Consider the following 19,538-nt stretch of genomic DNA (forward strand, 5'->3'; position numbering starts at 1 on the left):
TAGAGACGACCGGAGCCGGTCTGGCCAAGGCACAGGTCCGGACCGCACAGGTTGATGGTTTCTTAATCGCCGTGAATCTACCAAGGGCCTCATGTACACGCTGTATCACCATCCGTTCTGTCCGCATTCGCGCTTCATTCGCCTCGTGCTCGGCGAGTACGGCCTCGATCTGCGTCTGGTGGAGGAACGGGTGTGGGAGCGGCGCGAGGCGTACCTCGCGCTCAATCCGGCGGCCACCACGCCGGTCCTGATCGCCGAGGGCTTTCCGCCGATTCCGGGTGCGCCTGTTATCGCCGAATATGTCGACGAGACGCATGGGCTGGATGCCGGCGAGCGGCGGCTGTTGCCGACCTCGTCGGCCGAGCGCGTCGAGGTGCGCCGGCTGATGGCGTGGTTCAACGAGAAATTCTTCGAGGAAGCCTCCAACCCGCTGGTGACCGAGCGGATCTACAAGCGCTTCATGAGCGAGGACAATGGCGGCGGCCCGCCGGCGCCCGACATCATGCGCGCCGCCAAGGTCAATGTGCGCTATCATCTGAGCTATATCGGCTGGCTGGCGAAGACGCGGAACTATCTCGCCGGCGACCGCCTGACCTACGCGGATCTCGCCGCCGCGGCGCATCTCTCGGCGATCGACTATCTGGGCGACGTGCCATGGAGCGAGGACGACGCGGCAAAGGCGTGGTACGCGCGGGTGAAGTCCCGCCCGTCGTTCCGCCCGCTGCTCAGCGAATGGCTGGCGGGGGTGCCGGCGTCGCGCACCTATGTGGACCTCGACTTCTGAACCCGGCAGTCACGCTCTCTCCGCCCGACCTCAAGGCGGCACTTCGGCGCGAGGCACATGCGCTGGGCTTCGATGCCATTGGCTTCACCGCGCCTGATGCGACCAGTGCAGCCGGAAGATATTTTTTGGAATTCCTCGGCTCCGGCGGCCATGGCGACATGGACTGGCTCGCAGCCAATCCGGAACGGCGCGCCGACCCGCGCGTGCTGTGGGGCGGCGTGCGTTCGATCATCATGCTCGGCGTCAATTACGGGCCCGCTGATGATCCGCTCGATATTCTCGCGCGCCGCTCGCATGGTGCGATCTCGGTCTATGCGCAGGGCGACGATTATCACGACGTCATCAAGAAGCGGCTGAAGATTCTGGCGCGCTGGCTCGCCGCCGAGACCGGCGACGAGGTGAAGGTGTTCGTCGACACCGCCGCCGTCATGGAGAAGCCGCTGGCGCAGGCCGCCGGGATCGGCTGGCAGGGCAAGCACACCAATCTGGTGTCGCGCGAATTCGGCTCCTGGCTGTTCCTCGGCGCGATCTATTCCGCGACCGAGCTGCCGTGTGACGAAGGCGAAGCCGATCATTGCGGCAGCTGCCGTGCCTGCCAGGACATCTGCCCGACCGCGGCGTTTCCGGCCCCCTACAGGCTCGATGCGCGGCGCTGCATCTCGTATCTGACGATCGAGAACAAGGGCCCGATCCCGCACGAATTCCGCAAGGCCATCGGCAACCGCATCTATGGCTGCGACGATTGCCTCGCGGTGTGCCCGTGGAACAAGTTCGCGCAACAAGGCCGCGAGCAGAAGCTTGCCGCGCGCGATGGGTTGCGCGCACCAGCGCTCGCCGATCTCGTGCGGCTCGACGATGCCGCGTTTCGCGCGCTGTTCACGAAATCGCCGGTCAAGCGCATCGGCCGCGACCGCTTCATCCGCAATGTGCTGATCGCGATCGGCAACTCCGGCGACCCCAACCTTGCCGGCGAAGCGCGACGCCTGCTCGACGATGCCAGTCCGCTGGTGCGGGGTGCCGCGGTGTGGGCGCTGGCGCAGTTGCTCGCGCGTGACGCGTTCGCAGCGCTGGCGTCACGGGCCGGCGGTGAGCCCGACATCACCGTGCAGCAGGAGTGGCGCGCGGCCAACGTTGTGTGAACGCATGCAGTCACCGGTGGCCGGTGCGCATCGCTCCATCCCCGTCATTGCGAGCGAAGCGAAGCAATCCATCGCGCGGCGGACGCGGACGCATGGATTGCTTCGTCGCTTTCGCTCCTCGCAATGACGGGAGAAACCCTTGATTTTCGTAACCCGTTCCCGTCATGGTCGCACGCCATGACAAACCAGCCCTTCTTCACCCGGCACGGCGACGGCTTCATGCCGACGTCAGTTGCCAACGGACCGTGGAGTCCGGAATCCCTGCACGGCCGTGTCGTGATCGGCCTGCTCGGCTTCGTCATCGAGGAGCGCCACGGCTCCGACGAGTTCGTGCCCGCGCGACTGACCGTCGACATGTTCCGGCTGCCCAACATCACGACGCCGATCGAGGTGACGACAAAGCTCGTCCGCGACGGCATGCGCATCAAGATGGTCGAGGCCGAGTTTGTCTCCGGCGGCACCATCATGGCGCGCGCCTCCTGCCAATTGTTGCGTAGGACGGAAAATGCTCCCGGCAATGTGTGGTCGCCGCCGAACTGGCAGGTGCCGGCGCCGGCTGACATCCCGAAGCCGGCCGATCCGAGGCTCGGCATGAACGGCAAATGGGAGACGCGGCCGATCACGGGCCATATGGGCTCGCTCGGCGAACGGAGGCTCTGGATGAGCGAGGTGCGCGAGCTCGTCGCCGGTGTGAAGATGACGCCGTTCGTCCATGTCGCCACCGGCGCTGACTTCGCCAGCCCCTTCGCGAACGCCGGCGACCAGGGCCTCGGCTACATCAACAGCGACGTCACGATCTATCTGCATCGTTTGCCGGTGACCAACTGGATCGGCTTCGAGGTCGTCAATCACCACGCCACCGACGGCATCGCGATCGGCGAATGCTGGCTCTATGACGAGAAGGGTCCGATCGGCACGTCGACCGTGGCGGCGCTCGCCCAGCGCAAGCCGATGACCAACCCGCCGCCGCCGTAGATTCCCACCGTAGTCATTCCGGGGCGCCCGCAGCGCGAGCCCGGAATCCATTCCTCTACCAGCGTTGCGGCCCGATGGATGCCGGGCCTGCGCCTGACGGCGCATCCCGGAATGACGACAGAGAAGTCCGTCGCGCAGCTCAAGCCAAATGCCGTTGCATCTCCGGCCGTGCCCTCAGCGCTGCGCCCTGCTTGGCGACGATCTTCGCAATCCGCTCCGGCGCGAAGTTCAGGTCGACGAAGGCGGGCGCGGTGTTGGCGACCTCGTGATACTCCATGATCTTGCCGTCGCGCAGCCGCATGATCGCGACACCCTCGAACATCGCCCGTGCGCCCTTGGCTTCCGGCAGGATCGAGCGGTAGCTGAACGTGTAGCGCGCGTAGAGCGTCGTGCCGTCGCTGACGGGATCGTGCATCACCCAGCGGAAATCGGTCGCGGTGCGGTAGAACCAGTCGTCGATCATCTCGGCGATTTTGGCATGGCCCGCGAACGCGCCGTAGAACACGTCGTGATAGACGCCGTCCTCGGTGAAAAGATCGGCAAAGGCCTTGCCGTTGCGCTGCTCGACCGCGTCGCAGAACGCGCGCAGCATCGTTGTCGTGTCCATTGGCGTTGCTCCCAGCCACTCTGTCATGCCCCGCGCAGGCGGGGCATCCAGTATTCCAGAGCGGTTGCCTTAGATCGAGAGGCCACAGCGTACTGGATCATCCGCTTTCGCGGATGATGACGTCGTGCAAGATGAAAGCGCTTAGCCGATCTCCGCCACCGCCGCGATGATGCGCGCGATGTCCTGCGGGCGCGACAGGCGGTGGTCGCCGTCCTGGATCATGGTCAGCACCACGTCCTCGGCGGGCAGCCGGTGCACCAGCGCGAAGGCGTGCTTCCACGGCACGTCGGGGTCCAGCGCGCCTTGCAGGATGCGCACCGGGCAGCCGACATCGATTTGGCTTCCGAGCAGCAGGTGGTTGCGGCCCTCCGCGATCAAATTGCGGGTGATCGGATAGGGCGAGCCGTCGCCATATTCCGACGGCCTGAGCCACATGCCCTTGGTCTCGATCTCGGCGCGGATCTCCGGCGAGAAGCCCTTCCACATCAATTCCTCGGTGAAATCGGGCGCCGGCGCGATCAGCACCAGACCGGCGAGCTTCTCCTTGCCGCGCCTTGCGATCTCGCGCGCCAGCAGCAGCGCCATCCAGCCGCCCATCGAGGAACCGATCACGACCTGCGGCCCGCGGCAGAACTGCGAGAACACAGCCAGACTCTCCTCGAGCCAGCGGCCAATGGTGCCGTCGACGAATTCGCCGCCGGATTCGCCGTGGCCGGAATAGTCGAACCGGACCGAGCTGCGGCCGTGCTCGGCGGCCCATGCATCGAGCGCGATCGCCTTGGTGCCGGACATGTCGGACTTGAAGCCGCCGAGCCAGAATAGGCCCGGCGCACCATTTGTGCTGCCTGGCGCACCATTTGTGCTGCCCGGGCCGCGGCCGGCGCGGGCGCGCACCGCGATCCGGCGCGCCGCACTGCCCTCGCCGACCTCGATGAAGGCGGGTTCCTGTCCGGTTGCGGCGGTTTGGCTCATGGTTCGGTCACTCGCGTGTCAGAGATCTGGTTTTCAATCGTCGCGCGGCAGCGGTCAACGGCAGCACGCGACGCCTTGCGGAGCGCATGCACCCGCTATATGTGCCGGGCGTGGCCAAAATGCCTCGCAATTGGCGGTTTTGCCGCTTAAAGGAGCGAGTTCGCTTGCCCGGTGCAGCGTCTTGCTTCAAAATATCCGCCTTCCCTTTCACAACTTTGGAGAGTTACCCATTCGCCGTCCCAATAGAGCCCCGCCCACAGTCGCCAAAGACGGGCCGCGCACCAATGATGAGATTCGCAACGCGCAGATCCAGCTGATCGATGCCGATGGTGTCAACAAGGGCACCGTCGAGACCATGGTTGCCATCAAGATGGCCATGGAAGCCGGCATGGACCTCGTCGAGATTTCGCCGAATGTCAGTCCTCCGGTCTGCAAGATCATGGACTACGGCAAGTACAAATATTCCGCGCAGAAGAAGGCCGCCGAGGCCCGCAAGAAGCAGAAGGTCGTCGAGATCAAGGAGATCAAGCTCCGCCCGATGATCGACGATCACGACTATGACGTGAAGATGCGCGCGATGCAGCGCTTCTTCGAGGAAGGCGACAAGGTCAAGATCACCTTGCGCTACCGCGGTCGTGAGATGGCGCACCAGGAGATCGGCACCAAGCTGCTGGACAAGGTGAAGGCCGACGTGGCCGAGTTCGCCAAGGTCGAGCAGGACGCGAAGTTCGAAGGCCGCCAGGTCGTGATGGTGCTGGCACCGCGCTAGTTCGAATTGGTTTGTAGGCTCTGTGAAACGGCCCGTCAGGCGACCTGGCGGGCCGTTTCTATTTCGAAGCCCGTAGCCCGGATGAAGCGCAGCGAAATCCGGGAAAGTCGATCCGCGGCGACAGCTGCCCCGGATTGCGCTTCGCTCCATCCGGGCTACCCGGTTCCCGCCCGTTTGGCTGTCTCAAACGTTGCAAAACCGCCGATCCTCTGTCATAAGCCGGGCCTTCGCCGCCCGGCTGATCAAGGGCTGCCGTGGCGACGTCCAGTGCAGGTTCTTTCAATTCGGAAAAAACCCTAGCACTTTCAACGCTCTAACGAGCATTTTAGCCGGCCGGACGCCTCTCGGGGCGATTTTCGTGCTGTGCGACAGGAGAGCTAAATGCCCAAGTTGAAGACCAAGTCGGGCGCTAAAAAGCGCTTCAAGGTGACTGCCACTGGCAAAGTGATGCACGCCCAGCGCGGCAAGCGCCACGGCATGATCAAGCGGACGAAGAAGCAGATCCGTCAGCTCCGCGGCACCCGCGTGCTGTTCAAGACCGACGGCGACAACGTCAAGAAGTACTTCTTGCCGAACGCCTGATCGCTCCGATCCGCTTGAACCCTCGCCGCGCCAGCGCGGCGCCCCGTCACCTCTTCCAGATCAAGGATTTCCGTCATGTCTCGCGTCAAACGCGGTGTGACCGCTCACGCCAAGCACAAGAAAGTCTACAAGGCCGCCAAGGGCTATTACGGCCGCCGCAAGAACACCATCCGCGTCGCCAAGCAGGCCGTCGAAAAGGCCGGCCAGTACGCCTTCCGCGACCGCAAGCGCAAGAAGCGCACCTTCCGCGCGCTCTGGATCCAGCGCATCAACGCCGCGGTCCGTCCGTTCGGCATGACCTACAGCGTGTTCATCAACGGCCTGTCCAAGTCGGGCGTCGTGGTCGACCGCAAGGTGCTGTCGGATCTTGCGATCCACGAGCCGGTTGCGTTCCAGGCGATCGCCGAGAAGGCCAAGGCGGCGCTGGCGGCCTGATTCTAGCGGGCCTTGAGGCCCGCTTTCAGCGCCTTCTGCGAATAGCGCTGGGCGACGATCGCCCGGCAGAACGCGGTGAACGAGCGGTACATGGTGCCGCTTTCGTTGTCGTATTTGTGGTCGCAGCGCCTGAGCTGGCCGGCATAGGCCTTCTTCTGCGACGCTCCGAGGCCGGACAGGAAGTCCCCCTCGCATTTCTTCTCGACCACCTCGCCGAACTGGACGTCCCCGCTGGCTCCATATTCGCACGCCTCGAAGACCTTCATCGCGCGGTTGCAGCTCGGCGCCTTCTCGAGCTCCGCGATGATGTCGTCCATCTGGGTCGATTTGGCGGGGCATTCCTCGGTCGCGGCCTGCGCCGTTCCGAGCATCAACAGGACCGCCGGCACGGCCAGGCAGGATCGCAGCAACATCGCGTGGGTCTCCTTGAACTCCCCCTTGGGTAGCGCGGCCAGCGCGGGGGGTTCAATGCAGCCGGCCATAAGCCCGAAATGACCGGCTTTTTGCTTGACGTTACGGCCTTCGGGCGGCGACAACCCAGCCGAATTTTCCCGCATGGTCCGCAAGTCGGGTCCCGGACCGCTTCCGGTTCTTCCCTCCAGATCATGCTCCGCTCAAGCAGGAATTGACCGTGTCCGACCTCGCAACGCTCGAAACATCCATCCTCGACCAGATCGCCTCGGCCGGTGACGAGGCCGCCCTGGAGGCAGTGCGCGTCGCAGCGCTCGGCAAGAAGGGCTCGATCTCGGCCTTGCTCGCCACCCTCGGCAAGATGTCGCCGGAGGAGCGCAAGACCGAAGGCGCCAAGATCAACCTTGCGAAGGATGCGGTGACGCAGGCACTCGCGGCCAGGCGCGACGTGCTGAAAGCGGCCGCGCTCGATGCACGCCTCGCCGCGGAGACCATCGATGTCACGCTGCCGCTGCGCGAGACGCCGGCGGAGACCGGCCGCATCCATCCGCTGAGCCAGGTCTGGGACGAGCTCACCACGATCTTCGCCGACATGGGCTTTGCGGTCGCCGAAGGTCCCGACATCGAGACCGACGACTACAACTTCACCAAGTTGAACTTCCCCGAAGGCCATCCCGCCCGCGAAATGCACGACACCTTCTTCTTCAACCCGAAGGAAGATGGCTCGCGCATGCTGCTGCGGACCCACACCTCGCCGGTGCAGGTGCGCACGATGCTGAGTAAGACACCGCCGATCCGCGTGATCTGTCCGGGCCGCACCTATCGCATCGACTCCGATGCGACGCACACGCCGCAATTCCACCAGGTCGAGGGTCTCGTGATCGACAAGGCCTCGCATCTCGGCCACCTCAAATGGATCCTGCACGAGTTCTGCAAGGCGTTCTTCGAGGTCGACCACATCAACATGCGGTTCCGGCCGTCGTTCTTCCCGTTCACCGAGCCGTCGCTCGAGGTCGACATCCAGTGTCGCCGCGACAAGGGCGAGATTCGCTTCGGCGAGGGCGAGGACTGGATGGAGATCCTTGGCTGCGGCATGGTGCACCCGAACGTGCTGCGCGCCTGCGGCATCGATCCCGACGTCTACCAGGGTTTTGCCTGGGGCATGGGCATCGATCGCATCGCGATGCTGAAATACGGCATCGCCGATCTCCGCCAGTTGTTCGAGAACGACATCCGCTGGCTCGACCATTACGGCTTCAAGCCGCTCGACATCCCGACCATCGCGGGGGGATTGAGTACGTGATGTCGGTGAGCGCAAACGACATTGCGAACACGCTCTCCGTTCCCTCCCCCCTTGCGGGGGAGGGTCAGGGAGAGGGGTGGCCGCGGGCACTGAACGCAGTCGTCGCCCTGTACATCTCCGCGAGTCCTTTTTCCTTGGATGTCGCTCACGCTAGCCACAGCACAACATCGTTTCGAGCAAGCGGCGTACCCCTCTCCCCAACCCTCCCCCGCGAGGGGGGAGGGAGCCATACCGCCGTCGCAAGCACGCTAATCAACACCAACAAGAACCGAGGCATGCAGCCGTGAAGTTCACCCTCTCCTGGCTGAAGGAACATCTCGAGACCGACGAGCCGCTCGACAAGCTCGCCGACAAGCTCACCATGATCGGGCTCGAGGTCGAGAACATCGAGGACAAGGCGAAACAGCTCGCGCCGTTCACGATCGCGCGCGTGATCTCGGCCGAGCAGCATCCGAACGCCGACCGGCTGCGCGTCTGCATGGTCGATACCGGCGACGGGGCTGAGCCGGTGCAGGTGGTGTGCGGCGCGCCGAACGCGCGTGCCGGGCTGGTCAGCGTGTTCTCGCCGCCTGGCACCTACATTCCCGGCAAGAACATCACGCTCGGCGTCGGCACGATCCGCGGCGTCGAGAGCCGCGGCATGCTGTGCTCGGCGGCCGAGTTGCAGATCTCGGAAGACCACGACGGCATCATGGAGTTGCCGGCCGACGCGCCGCTCGGCAAGGGCTATGCCGACTGGGCCGGCCTCGGCGATCCCACGATCGAGATCAATCTGACGCCGAACCGGCAGGACTGCACCGGTGTGCACGGCATCGCGCGCGATCTCGCCGCAGCCGACATGGGCAAATTCAAGGATCCCGGCATCAGGCCGATCAAGGGCGAATTCCCCTGCCCGGTTCAGGTCAAGGTTGAAGACGCCGCGCTGTGTCCGGGCTTCGCGCTGCGGCTGGTACGCGGCGTCAAGAACGGTCCGTCGCCGGAATGGCTGCAGAAGCGGCTGACCTCGATCGGCCTGCGCCCGATCAACGCGCTGGTCGACATCACCAACTTCATGACCTACGACCGCGCCCGCCCGCTGCACGTGTTCGACGCCAAGAAGGTGCAGGGCGACCTCACCGTCCGCCGCGCCAAGGATGGCGAGACGCTGCTTGCGCTCGACGGCCGCACCTACACGCTCGACAGCAACATCTGCGTGATCGCGGACGAGCACGGCGTCGAATCGCTCGCCGGCATCATGGGCGGCGAGGCCTCGGGCTGCGACGACAACACCACCGATGTGCTGATCGAATCGGCGCTGTGGAACGAGATCAACATCGCGCAGACCGGCCGCAAGCTCGGCATCAATTCGGATGCGCGCTACCGATTCGAGCGCGGCGTCGATCCGGCCTTCATGGTGCCCGGGCTCGAGCTCGCGACCAAGCTGGTGCTGGATCTCTGCGGCGGCACGCCGTCCGAGAACGTCGTGGTCGGCAAGCAGTTCGGCGAGGATCGCGTCATCGACTTCCCGCTCACCGAGGTGAAGCGGCTCGCCGGCATCGAGGTGCCGCTGGTCGAGGTCAAGCTGATCCTGACCCGGCTCGGCTTCATGCTGGCCGGCAACGGCCCGGTCGTGAAGATCGCGATCCCATCCTGGCGCACCGACGTGCAGGGCAAGGCCGACATCGTCGAGGAGATCGTGCGCATCGTCGGCGTCGACAAGGTACCGATGACGCCGTTCGATCGCGGCGAGGAGCCGCGCAAGCCGGTGCTGACGCCGATGCAGCTGCGCACCCGCCGCGCCAAGCGCGCACTCGGCGTCCGCGGCATGGTGGAGGCCGTGACCTGGTCGTTCATCACCAATGACGCGGCAAAGCTGTTCGGCGGCGGCCAGAGCGAGCTCGTGCTCGCCAACCCGATCGCAGCCGATCTCTCCGACATGCGGCCGAGCCTGCTGCCTGGCCTGGTTGCCGCCACTCAGGCCAACATCAACCGCGGCACTCCCGATGTCGCGCTGTTCGAGGTCGGCCAGGTGTTCCGCGGCGACAAGCCGGAAGACCAGCTGGTGGCCGCTTCCGGCGTGCGCCATGGCTATGCCTCGTCGAAGGGAATCGGGCGGCACTGGACCGGCGCGGCTGCGGCGGACGCAATGGATGCCAAGGCCGACGCCTTCGCCGTGCTGGCCGCGGCCGGCGCGCCGATGCAGGCGCTGCAGATCGTTCCCGGCGGCCCGGCGTGGCTGCATCCGGGACGTTCCGGCACCATCCAGATCGGCCCGCAGAACGTGCTCGGATATTTCGGCGAGCTGCACCCGCGTGCGGCCGAGGCCCTCGGCGCCGACGGCCCGATGATCGTGTTCGAGGTGATCCTCGAGCGCATCCCGCAAGGCAAGCAGCGGGCGACGCGCGCCAAGCCGGTGCTGGAGCTATCGGCATTCCAGCCGGTGTCGCGCGACTTCGCCTTCATCGTCGATCGCGGCGTCAAGGCCGGCGATATCGTCCGCGCGGCGCAGGGTGTCGACAAGAAGCTGATCACGGATGTCACCGTGTTCGACGTCTATGAAGGCAAGGGCATCGATCCCGGCAAGAAATCGATCGCGATCGCGGTGACGATTCAGCCGCGTGAGAAGACGATGACCGACCAGGAGATCGACGCTGTCGCGGCCAAGGTCGTCACCGAGGTGACCAAGAAGACCGGCGGCACGCTGCGGGCGTGACGCCGGCGCGGCGGCTGCCTTGAGACTCGCCGCTTGCGGGGAATCCATCACCGTCACCCTGAGGAGGCCGCGTAGCGGCCGTCTCGAAGGGTCGACGGCCCCGTCTGTGGCCGATTCATCCTTCGAGGCTCGCTCCGCTCGCGCCTCAGGATGACGGGTTTGAATTGCGAGTGCTTTGTATCAAGACATCAGTTCATTCGCCGCCTAGCTAGTTGAACGTTATTCCCACCGCATGACCTCCTTCAGCCTCATCCCATCCGACGTGTCGAGCAGCATCGCCCTCGTAATCTGCGCGATCGCGTTCGTGTCGGGTACGGCGCGCGGCTTCTCCGGCTTCGGCTCGGCGCTGATCTTCATGCCGCTCGCGAGCAGCGTCGCTGCGCCGCGGCTGGTGGCGGCGCTGCTGCTTGTGATCGATTTCGTGGCCGCCACGCCGCTGCTGCCGAACGCCTGGACTCACGCCGACCGCAAGGCCACCGCGGTGATGGTCGCCGGCGCGCTGGTCGGCGTGCCCATCGGCACCTATTTCCTGACCGTGCTCGAGCCGGTGACCACGCGCTGGATCATCTCCTGTTTCGTCGCAGCGTTGCTGGTGCTGCTGCTGTCGGGCTGGCGCTACCACGGCAAGGATCACGCCGCGCTTTCGATCGGCGTCGGCGGCCTCTCCGGCTTCTGTAGCGGTCTCGCGCAGACTGGCGGCCCACCGATCGTCGCCTACTGGCTGGGCCGCCCGATCTCGTCGGTGATCTCGCGCGCCAACATCGTGCTGTTCTTCGGGGCCTCGGATTTCTTCTCGCTGGTGAGCTACTGGTTCACCGGGCTGATCACGATCGAATCGATCAAGTTCTCGCTGATCGTGGGTCCGGTTTATGGCATCGGCGTTTGGTTCGGCGCCTCGCTGTTCGGCAAGGCGAGCGAGCAGGTGTTTCGCGCGATCTGCTACGCGCTGATCGCCGCCGCCGTCATCGTCGGCCTGCCGGCGCTTGATGGCATCCTGCGCGGCGGCTAGGGTCGCCTCAAAGACTTCAGGGAGGAACCGATGATCGATCGGCGCAATGCATTGAAACTGGCGCTCGGCGGCGCCGCCGTGCTCGCGGCGCCCGGCGTGCGCGCGCAAGATGCAAAACCGCTCACCCGCATCGTGTTCCTCGGCACCAAGGGCGGGCCGCGCGTCGGCAATGGCGCCTCCAATCCCGCCAACCTCGTCGTCGTCAACGACACACCGTTTGTCATTGATTGCGGCATGGGCGTCAGCCGCCAGCTGGTCCGCGCCGGCGTGCCGATCCCGTCAGTGAAGTACATTCTCGTCAGCCACCACCATTCCGATCACAATCTGGAATACGGCAATCTGGTCTACAACGCCTGGGCGGCCGGCCTCTCGACGCCGATCCATTCGTTCGGTCCCAAGGGCATCGAGGCGATGACCAAGGAATATTGGGAGCTGAACAAGTTCGATGTCGAGACCCGGATCGAGGACGAAGGCCGGCCCGACCCGCGCAAATTGCTAATCGCGAAGGACATCACCGACGACGGCGTGGTGCTGAAGACGCCTGATGTCACCGTCACCGCCTTCCGCACGCCGCATCCGCCGATCACGGACAATTTCGCCTACAAGTTCGAGACACCGGACGGTGTGATCGTGTTCTCCAGCGACACCGCCTACAATCCGAAGCTCGCCGAGTTTGCTGGGGGTGCCGACGTGCTGGTGCACGAGTGTCTCTATGTCCCCGCGGTCGACCGGCTGGTGGCAAAGACCAAGAACGGCGCGACGCTGAAGAAGCATCTGCTCGATAGTCACACTTCGACCGAAGACGTCGGACGCATCGCCGCCGCCGCCGGCGTCAAGATGCTGGTGCTCAGCCACTTCGTCCCCGGCGACGATCCTCAAGTCACCGACGACGACTGGACCCGCGACGTGAAGACGAATTTCAAGGGCCGAATCGTGGTGGCGAAGGATTTGATGGAGCTGAGATTGCCGGTGTGAGGCGGCGCGAACTCCCTCAACTCGTCATTCGCCGGCGCGCAACGAGAGGCAGAACTCGCGTCCCACATACGCTGTCATCGCTCCCGGTCTGACCGGCGATCCAGTACGCCGTGGCCCCTCAATTCAAGCACAGGCGTCTCTGGAATACTGGATCACCTGCCTTCGCGGGTGATGATACCGCGTGCTTGGCATCTTGAATCGAGGATCAACCCATCGCAGCCCGCGATGCCTGATCTCTCCGACCATCAATTCATTGGTCCCGCGGACCGGTGCGGCGCGCGCTTTCGCTGTTTTGCCGCCGGCGCTGCCGGCTCCGGCGTCGCATCCCTGGCCCCGCCGATCCTGCGTAGCGCGGCGTCGGCAGCGCGCTCGCCGCTTTCCCAGGCGCCGTCGACGGTGCCCCACAGGGTCTCGTGCGTGGCTTCTCCCGCGAGATACATCGCGCCGATCGGCTCGGCGAGGATTTTGCGCGAGAATTGCGCGCCGGGTGCCGCCGCCGACATCGCGCCTTGAATGAAGGGCTGTGCATTCCAGCGCGTCACGCTGGTCTGCTTCACGGCACCGCCGACCTCGCTGCCGTAGAGCCTGGTCAGCCATTCCACCGCGAACGCCGACATCGCTTGCTCGCCCTGCGCGGACAAATCGCGGCCGAACGAGCCGGCGACGTCGATCGTGCACAGCGAGGAGCCTGCGATATTGCCGTAGAGCAGCGCAGTCCTGGTCGAATTGCTCTGCTCGATGATGACGTCATCGCGCGACAGCCCGAGCGGATTGCCGGGGATCTGCAATGCGATGCGATCGTAGCTGCCGAGGGTCAGCTTGGCGGCGGCGTCCAGCGCGCGCTTCGGCAGTTCGGGCGCGAACTTGATATTGCCGCCCGCGAGCACGTTGCTCGACACCGTGACGATGGCGGCGCGCGCGGTGATCTTGCCAGATGGCGTCTCGACCATCACGTCGCGATTGCTCCACAGGATACGCTGCGCCGGCGTCGACAACACGAGCGGCAGTCCCTCGCCGAGCTTTGCGATCAGCGCACCGAGCCCTTGCCGGCAGGCGATCGCGGTGTTGCGATCCTGCGCACGCACCTTATCGACGGCGGAGAGGTCCTTCAGATCCTTGCCGCTGAAATTGGCGCCGAGCAGGAATTCCGCGGTGCCGGCCCAATCGCCGAGATCCTTCGGCATCGCCGCGGCACAGGCGATATCGGCCTTGCGCGAGGCGTCGTCGATGGCGCGATTGGCACGGACCAGCGCCGCCAGAAATTCCTCGGTCTCGCCGGGACGGGCGTAGCGGCGCCCGATGCGAATCTTCTGGCCCGCGGGCGCCGTGACGATGTCGAGGCCGGCGGACCGCGCCAGCCGGATCATCGGATTGGTCTCGGGATTGTGCATCCAGCGCGCGCCGCGGTCGAACGGCACGCCGAAGGTCGACGGATCGGTCTGGCAGCGACCACCGACCTGGCCGGACGCCTCCAGCACGATCACCTTGCGGTTTGCGGCGGCGATCCGCCGCGCTGCGGCGATGCCTGCGGCACCGGCGCCAATCACGACGATGTCGGCCTCGCGCGGCGGCGGCGCAGCAACGGCCCGGCTGCCCAGCACCGGCACCAGCGCCAGTCCTGCGGTCGCCGACAGGAAATCGCGGCGGGTCACTGTCATGACTTAGCTTCTGGCATGGTTTCCGGAGACTTGCAGGGAATGGGAACGCTTCGCGAACTGTGCCGCATCTCACCGACCGCAGCAACACTCATGGTAAATCAATCATGATTGATCGGTTGCAGGCATGAACCAAATTGCAACGGCTTACGACCATGATTAAGTCGAACGAAGCGGTCGTAGAACCGCTGGGGGGAATCCATGGGCGTAATGCTCGATACCGTCGGTAAATGGATTGCGGGGTACCTGCAGAAGGAGGTCCCCGGTTACGAACCGTTCACGCCGAGCGATCCGGACCATCTGCGGAGCATCATGCAGCCCGGCGATGTGCTGCTGGTCGAAGGCAACAACCGCATTTCCGGCATCATCAAGTACCTCACGCAATCGACCTGGTCCCATGCCGCGCTGTTCGTCGGACCGATCGACGGTGCGTTCGAGCCTGACGGTGAGCAGCATGTGCTGATCGAGGCCAATATCGGCGAAGGCGTGACCTCCGCGCCGCTATCGAAATATCTGGCCTATCATACCCGCCTCTGCCGTCCGGTTGGACTGTCGTTCGAGGACCGCACCACGGTGTGCCGCTATGCCATCAATCGCATCGGCTTCGGCTACGACACCAAGAACATCGTCGATCTCGCGCGCTATCTGTTTCCGCTGCCGATCCCGCAGCGCTGGCGCCGCCGCATGATCGCGTTCGGCTCCGGCGATCCGACCAAGATCATCTGCTCGGCATTGATCGCACAGGCGTTCGACGCCGTGCGCTATCCGATCCTGCCCAAGATCACGCGGGCCGCCAGCCGCAAGGCGCGCCGCGAGATCCTGCATATCCGCGACTCCTCGCTCTACATGCCGCGCGACTTCGACATCTCGCCCTATTTCGAAGTCGTCAAACCCACCATCGTGCACGGTTTCGACTACACGGCCCTGCACTGGGCCGACAAGCAGAAGCCGCTCCAGGAGGTAGCCGGCGCATTCGGTGTGTTTCCAGGATCGCCGCCGCTTGTTCCTGAAGCGATTGACGAAGAGACGGCGCTTCCGGTTGCGGAAATGACGACCGCGGCGGCATGACGCGTGCCGCTGGCTGGCTCAACCTGTCGGGCGTCGGCCGCGTCAACCATGATCTTGAATCCGTCTTGGCACTCGGCTTCGTCGTTGAGTTCTCGCGGCTGCATCATTAAAAGCGCGATGAGATTGGATCAAATCGTCATCGCACTTTAGGCCCTTGTTTGAGCATGATCTTTTCGGAAAACCGCTTCGCACTTTTCCGGATCATGCTTTAGAGTGCACGCGCTTCTGTTTTGCCTCATTCGGTAGTTTTACGGTGTTTTCGTTGATCGATTTCTCGGCGATGGCTGTCGCGTCGGAGAAAGACCCGGCGCGGTGGCGCCGTCCGTTCATCAAGTGGCTTGAAGGGATCGAGGCCGGATGGTCGATCCCGCTGCTGCTCGCCTTCTTTATCGCGATCTGGACCGCGTATCTCGTCATCGCCTATCTCGGCGCCGGACTGCATCCGGACGTGCTCGAGACCTGGACGCTCGGCCGTCATCTCGCTTGGGGGTACCCCAAGCATCCGCCGTTGATGGGCTGGATCGCGCGGGGATGGACGGCAGTCTTCCCGCTGATCGATTGGTCGTTGCAATTGATGGCGATGGTCAACGCAGCCGTGGCGCTGTGGGCGGTCGACCTGATCTCGCGCCGCTTCGTCCGCGGCGAGAAGCGGGTGATCGTGTTGCTGCTGGCGATGTTGCTGCCGGTCTATCAATTCCACGCCCAGCGCTTCAACGCCAACACGGTACTGCTGGCCGCATGGCCGCTGGCGACCTATTGCTTCCTGCGCGCATTCGAGGCGCCAAGGCAGCCCGGCTGGGCGATTGCGGCCGGTGCAGCCTGCGCATTCGCCATGCTCGGCAAATATTATTCGATCTTCCTGATCGCGAGCTTCGCGTTCGCTGCCGTGCTGCATCCGGGTCGCCGCCGCTATCTGCTGTCGGCCTCGCCCTGGATCTCGACGCTGACCGGAATACTCGTGCTCGGCCCGCATCTGCACTGGCTCGCCACGACCGGCGCGACCACGTTCGATTATGCGCTCGCGCACGCCGGCGCCGATCGTGTCGCCGCGCTGTGGGAAGTCTCGTACTTCATCATGGGGCTGATCGGGGCCAGCTCGATCGCGGCAATCACCTGGGTGTTCATCGCCGGCCGGCGGCTGGTGCGGCTGCCGGGGGATTTCAGGACGATGAGCCCCGGGCTCCGTTTGCTGCTGCTGGTCGCTATCGGGACCATCCTGTTTCCGGCGATCGTTTCGCTCGCGGTCGGCACCGACCTGCCTTCGCTCTGGGCGGTGCAGGGCCTGTTCCTGTTCATCGTCCTGATCGTGTGCACGACGAGCTATCCGATCGAGCACTTCTACACGGTCAACCTGACGGTCATGGTGGCAGGGATCGCCGTTCTCGCAGCCGTCGTCGGCGCCCCGCTTCATGCGCTCTACCGCAACATCCACGGTTATGGCGAAGGCCGCGGCTTCTATCACGCGGTCGCAGCGGAGCTGACCGCGCGATGGCACGATGCGGCCGGGACGCCGCTCGCCGCCGTCAGCGGCGACGACGCGCTCGCCTTCGCTGCGGCCTTCTACAGTCCGGATCATCCGTTCTATGCCCGGCCGTTTGCCTATCAGTACACCTGGGGCTTGCCGCGCAAGACCACGCTCGACCGCGGCTGGGCCGCGCTGTGCTTCGTCGACCAGCCGGATTGCCTGAGCTGGATGGCGCGTACCACGTTGCGCGCAACGGACGTCATTCGCTCTGAGTTCGATGCTCAGGCGACGTTGCTGGACAGACCGGGCCAGACCCGGCGGGTGGTGATGCTGATTGTGCCGCCATATCGCGAAGCACCCGCCGTACACCCCGATGTCGAGGATTTCAGCTCGAGCCGCCGCGTGTACGACTGATCAGAACGTTGCCGCCAGCGTCAGGCGGACGGCGAGCGGCTCGGCGGGATGCACATGACGGTCGACGACGCCGTCGATCGGTTCGCCGGGCAGCCGCGACATATAATAGTATTCGATCTGGTTGGTCTGGGCGTCGAAGAGATTGAGCACATCGAGCTGCAACCGCATCCCGTTGTCGAATTTGTAGCCGGCACGGGCGTTGACGATGAACGATGACAGCGAACGGACGCTGTCGTCCTCGATCAGCGGACGTGGGCCGAAATAGCGGGCGCGCAGGCTGCCGAACCAACCGGTGTCATGGCCGAAGCTGACGCCGCCGCTGGCGACCCAGCTGGGTGCGCCCGGAATGAAATTGCCGACCGGATCATCGTCGGTGAAGCGGGCGCGGGTATAGGCGAGGTCGAAATCGAGGCTCATCCACGGCAACAGTTTGTACTGGGTGGTCCACTCGACGCCGAGCCGCCGGCTCGGCCGGCTCGGCTCGGTGGTGCCGGCATCGCCGACGAACAGCAGCTCGGAATCGAAGTCGAGCACGAACACGGCAAGCGACGAGGTGAGACCGTCGATCGCCCGGGTGCGGATGCCGAGCTCGGCGCCTTTCGAGCGCACCAGTAACGGCACGCGATCGAGCGGCGTGACCTTGTCGTTGGGATCGACCGTGATGGTCGCGCCCCTGATATCATTGGAATGCAGCCCGAAGCCGGCATTGCCGTAGAACTCGGTCTTGGCCCACGGGCCGAGCACAATTCCTGCCTTCGGGCTCGTCATCGCCGCCTGCGCGTTGCCGGAATTCTGCGGCGTGTCACTCAGCACATGCCCGGCAAAATAATCCTCTCGGACGCCGACCGTGGTACGCAGCCAGTCGGTCCAGCGCGCCGTTGTATCGGCCCACAGCGCGAGGCTGCCTTCCTGCACCTGGTCGTTGCGCACGGTGGACAGGATCTCGCGCTGCGCCGTCTTGAACAGACCGACATTGATGTCGTCGTAGCGCGCCTGCACCCCGAACCGGGTCTGGGTCTCGATGCCGGCGATGCGGACATTGGCGGCGTGGCTGGCATCGAAGCCATAGACGGTGCGTCGGTCGATCTGGCTGAACTGATCGCCATTGACCGGGTCGTCGAGAAAATAGGTGAAGTCGTTGTAAAGCTGCAGCGACGAGCGGATCACATAGGCGTTGAGCTTGGTCTGCCCGTAGTCGCTCGACTGCGCCCAGCTGCCGGACAGGCTGAAGCGGCTCGAGGTGCCGCCATCGGTCGGATCGAGTGAGCCGTAACGGCCGATCAATCCCTGATCGATGGCGCGCTGTGCGACCTGGTCAGTCGAATTCCAGCCGTTGGAGTAGGCCATCGCAGTCAGCGAGAAGCCGTCGGTTGCGGTGCCCTGGCTGTAGCGCAGGACGCCGTTGAGCTTGCGGATATCGTCGGGCACGTCCCACGGGCCATCGTACTTGTTGGCCTCGAAGGCGGCGAGCAGCGTGCCGTCTCCGACCTTGGTCGAGCCTGCGGCCATCGCGCGCTGGTAGCCGAAGCTGCCGGCGGTCAGCTCCACGATGTTCTTCGAAAGCCGATCGAGATAATTGATGTCGACCGCGCCGGCGGACGCGAAGTCGCCCTTGTCGGCGTAGTACGGACCCTTGCGGACGTCGATCGACTGGATCAGCTCCGGGATCAGGAAGTTGATGTCGGCATAGCCCTGGCCGTGGCCATGGGTCGGCATGTTGACTGGCATGCCGTCGACGGTGATCGCGAGATCGGTGCCGTGGTCGAGGTTGAAGCCACGCAGAAAATACTGGTTGGCTTTGCCTTCGCCGGAATGCTGGGTGACGATCAGGCCTGGCACCACCTCCAGCACTTCGCCGACCCGCGAGACCGGCCGCGCATTCACTTCGTCGCCGCCGATCTGCCGCGCGCTGGCGGCGGTCGGTTGCAGGCTGGAAGACACCGTTGCGGATCCGCCGGTGATTCCATTGCTTGCAGAATTGGCCTGGCTCGGCTGCGCCGCGGCGGGCTTGCGGCCGCTCGCGGCGACATGACGCGGACGCTGCGACGGCTTGGCGCGCTTCGGCGGCGCCTGATCGGGCGGCGTCACCGTCACCGGTGGGAGTTGCCCGGGTGCCGCAGCAAGTGTCTGCGCCTCGGCGACCGGTGCGAATGCGGCAATGGATGCGGCGGCCGGAAATATCCGCCATGCAGTACGACGCAACGCCCATGCCCCCGCATGATACCTGTTACAGTCACGCGACGACCGCACCAGTCCAACCAATCCCGGCCAGCGAACGCTAGC

General features: G+C 64.8%; 17 protein-coding genes. 12 read left to right on the forward strand and 5 right to left on the reverse strand.

What is annotated here, in order from left to right:
- Window positions 1–91 precede the first annotated feature (91 nt).
- The 3 genes from ACVINW_RS10875 (at window position 92) to ACVINW_RS10885 (ending at window position 2,898) form a co-directional block, all read left to right on the forward strand.
- The gene (locus ACVINW_RS10875) at window positions 92–784 is read left to right on the forward strand and encodes a glutathione S-transferase family protein (RefSeq protein ID WP_456751291.1); all 693 of its coding nucleotides are present in this window, start codon (window positions 92–94) and stop codon (window positions 782–784) included.
- Window positions 733–1,923 carry a tRNA epoxyqueuosine(34) reductase QueG gene (gene queG / locus ACVINW_RS10880; protein WP_456751292.1) on the forward strand — a complete coding sequence of 397 codons (1,191 nt, stop codon included), beginning with the start codon at window positions 733–735 and terminating at the stop codon, window positions 1,921–1,923. Before ACVINW_RS10875 ends, queG begins: the two co-directional genes overlap by 52 nt.
- A 177-nt stretch (window positions 1,924–2,100) precedes the next feature.
- The gene (locus ACVINW_RS10885) at window positions 2,101–2,898 is read left to right on the forward strand and encodes an acyl-CoA thioesterase domain-containing protein (RefSeq protein ID WP_456751293.1); all 798 of its coding nucleotides are present in this window, start codon (window positions 2,101–2,103) and stop codon (window positions 2,896–2,898) included.
- Between the two features lie 139 nt (window positions 2,899–3,037).
- Here the strand turns inward: ACVINW_RS10885 and ACVINW_RS10890 are convergent, their stop codons facing one another.
- Window positions 3,038–3,505 carry a nuclear transport factor 2 family protein gene (locus ACVINW_RS10890; protein WP_456751294.1) on the reverse strand — a complete coding sequence of 156 codons (468 nt, stop codon included), beginning with the start codon at window positions 3,503–3,505 and terminating at the stop codon, window positions 3,038–3,040.
- 141 nt (window positions 3,506–3,646) lie between these two features.
- The gene (locus ACVINW_RS10895; protein ID WP_456751295.1) at window positions 3,647–4,477 is read right to left on the reverse strand and encodes an alpha/beta hydrolase; all 831 of its coding nucleotides are present in this window, start codon (window positions 4,475–4,477) and stop codon (window positions 3,647–3,649) included.
- Window positions 4,478–4,706: 229 nt separating this feature from the next.
- Between ACVINW_RS10895 and infC the strand changes: the two genes are divergently transcribed.
- The 3 genes from infC (at window position 4,707) to rplT (ending at window position 6,263) form a co-directional block, all read left to right on the forward strand.
- Window positions 4,707–5,246 (forward strand): translation initiation factor IF-3, encoded by a 540-nt coding sequence (gene infC, locus ACVINW_RS10900; protein WP_024584293.1) that lies wholly within the window; start codon window positions 4,707–4,709, stop codon window positions 5,244–5,246.
- Window positions 5,247–5,627: 381 nt separating this feature from the next.
- Window positions 5,628–5,828 (forward strand): 50S ribosomal protein L35, encoded by a 201-nt coding sequence (gene rpmI / locus ACVINW_RS10905; RefSeq protein ID WP_008539890.1) that lies wholly within the window; start codon window positions 5,628–5,630, stop codon window positions 5,826–5,828.
- A 75-nt stretch (window positions 5,829–5,903) separates the two neighbouring features.
- Entirely contained in the window at window positions 5,904–6,263 is a 360-nt protein-coding gene (gene rplT, locus ACVINW_RS10910; protein WP_018269297.1) for a 50S ribosomal protein L20, read from the forward strand.
- Between the two features lie 2 nt (window positions 6,264–6,265).
- Here rplT and ACVINW_RS10915 read toward each other — a convergent pair whose 3' ends face one another.
- Window positions 6,266–6,676, reverse strand: coding sequence for a hypothetical protein (locus ACVINW_RS10915; RefSeq protein WP_456751296.1), 411 nt, complete (start codon window positions 6,674–6,676; stop codon window positions 6,266–6,268).
- 218 nt (window positions 6,677–6,894) lie between these two features.
- Here ACVINW_RS10915 and pheS point away from each other — a divergent pair, with 218 nt between their 5' ends.
- The 4 genes from pheS (at window position 6,895) to ACVINW_RS10935 (ending at window position 12,653) form a co-directional block, all read left to right on the forward strand.
- On the forward strand, window positions 6,895–7,977 hold the full coding sequence (gene pheS / locus ACVINW_RS10920; protein ID WP_456751297.1) for a phenylalanine--tRNA ligase subunit alpha: 1,083 nt from the start codon (window positions 6,895–6,897) through the stop codon (window positions 7,975–7,977).
- 283 nt (window positions 7,978–8,260) lie between these two features.
- Entirely contained in the window at window positions 8,261–10,669 is a 2,409-nt protein-coding gene (gene pheT, locus ACVINW_RS10925; RefSeq protein WP_456751298.1) for a phenylalanine--tRNA ligase subunit beta, read from the forward strand.
- A gap of 232 nt (window positions 10,670–10,901) precedes the next feature.
- Window positions 10,902–11,678 carry a sulfite exporter TauE/SafE family protein gene (locus tag ACVINW_RS10930; RefSeq protein WP_456751299.1) on the forward strand — a complete coding sequence of 259 codons (777 nt, stop codon included), beginning with the start codon at window positions 10,902–10,904 and terminating at the stop codon, window positions 11,676–11,678.
- 30 nt (window positions 11,679–11,708) lie between these two features.
- Entirely contained in the window at window positions 11,709–12,653 is a 945-nt protein-coding gene (locus tag ACVINW_RS10935; protein WP_456751300.1) for an MBL fold metallo-hydrolase, read from the forward strand.
- Window positions 12,654–12,898: 245 nt separating this feature from the next.
- On the opposite strand, the gene ACVINW_RS10940 is transcribed toward ACVINW_RS10935, so the two are convergent.
- On the reverse strand, window positions 12,899–14,311 hold the full coding sequence (locus ACVINW_RS10940; RefSeq protein WP_456751301.1) for a flavin monoamine oxidase family protein: 1,413 nt from the start codon (window positions 14,309–14,311) through the stop codon (window positions 12,899–12,901).
- A gap of 198 nt (window positions 14,312–14,509) precedes the next feature.
- Here ACVINW_RS10940 and ACVINW_RS10945 point away from each other — a divergent pair, with 198 nt between their 5' ends.
- Both ACVINW_RS10945 and ACVINW_RS10950 read left to right on the forward strand, forming a co-directional pair.
- Window positions 14,510–15,376 (forward strand): YiiX/YebB-like N1pC/P60 family cysteine hydrolase, encoded by an 867-nt coding sequence (locus ACVINW_RS10945; RefSeq protein WP_456751302.1) that lies wholly within the window; start codon window positions 14,510–14,512, stop codon window positions 15,374–15,376.
- A 280-nt stretch (window positions 15,377–15,656) separates the two neighbouring features.
- Window positions 15,657–17,255, forward strand: coding sequence for a glycosyltransferase family 39 protein (locus tag ACVINW_RS10950; RefSeq protein WP_456751303.1), 1,599 nt, complete (start codon window positions 15,657–15,659; stop codon window positions 17,253–17,255).
- Here ACVINW_RS10950 and ACVINW_RS10955 read toward each other — a convergent pair whose 3' ends face one another.
- On the reverse strand, window positions 17,256–19,457 hold the full coding sequence (locus ACVINW_RS10955; protein WP_456751304.1) for a TonB-dependent receptor domain-containing protein: 2,202 nt from the start codon (window positions 19,455–19,457) through the stop codon (window positions 17,256–17,258). It lies immediately after the preceding gene.
- Between the last annotated feature and the right edge of the window lie 81 nt (window positions 19,458–19,538).

The sequence above is a fragment of the Bradyrhizobium sp. USDA 4461 genome (genome assembly GCF_054055655.1).

Coding starts and splice junctions, on each gene's coding strand:
- ACVINW_RS10930 (WP_456751299.1), top strand. CDS start 10,902: ATGACCTCCTTCAGCCTCATCCCATCCGACGTGTCGAGCAGCATCGCC.
- ACVINW_RS10885 (WP_456751293.1), top strand. CDS start 2,101: ATGACAAACCAGCCCTTCTTCACCCGGCACGGCGACGGCTTCATGCCG.
- queG (WP_456751292.1), top strand. CDS start 733: ATGGCTGGCGGGGGTGCCGGCGTCGCGCACCTATGTGGACCTCGACTT.
- ACVINW_RS10935 (WP_456751300.1), top strand. CDS start 11,709: ATGATCGATCGGCGCAATGCATTGAAACTGGCGCTCGGCGGCGCCGCC.
- rpmI (WP_008539890.1), top strand. CDS start 5,628: ATGCCCAAGTTGAAGACCAAGTCGGGCGCTAAAAAGCGCTTCAAGGTG.
- ACVINW_RS10895 (WP_456751295.1), bottom strand. CDS start 4,477: ATGAGCCAAACCGCCGCAACCGGACAGGAACCCGCCTTCATCGAGGTC.
- ACVINW_RS10915 (WP_456751296.1), bottom strand. CDS start 6,676: ATGTTGCTGCGATCCTGCCTGGCCGTGCCGGCGGTCCTGTTGATGCTC.
- ACVINW_RS10950 (WP_456751303.1), top strand. CDS start 15,657: ATGGCTGTCGCGTCGGAGAAAGACCCGGCGCGGTGGCGCCGTCCGTTC.
- ACVINW_RS10945 (WP_456751302.1), top strand. CDS start 14,510: ATGGGCGTAATGCTCGATACCGTCGGTAAATGGATTGCGGGGTACCTG.
- ACVINW_RS10875 (WP_456751291.1), top strand. CDS start 92: ATGTACACGCTGTATCACCATCCGTTCTGTCCGCATTCGCGCTTCATT.
- ACVINW_RS10940 (WP_456751301.1), bottom strand. CDS start 14,311: ATGACAGTGACCCGCCGCGATTTCCTGTCGGCGACCGCAGGACTGGCG.
- rplT (WP_018269297.1), top strand. CDS start 5,904: ATGTCTCGCGTCAAACGCGGTGTGACCGCTCACGCCAAGCACAAGAAA.
- ACVINW_RS10890 (WP_456751294.1), bottom strand. CDS start 3,505: ATGGACACGACAACGATGCTGCGCGCGTTCTGCGACGCGGTCGAGCAG.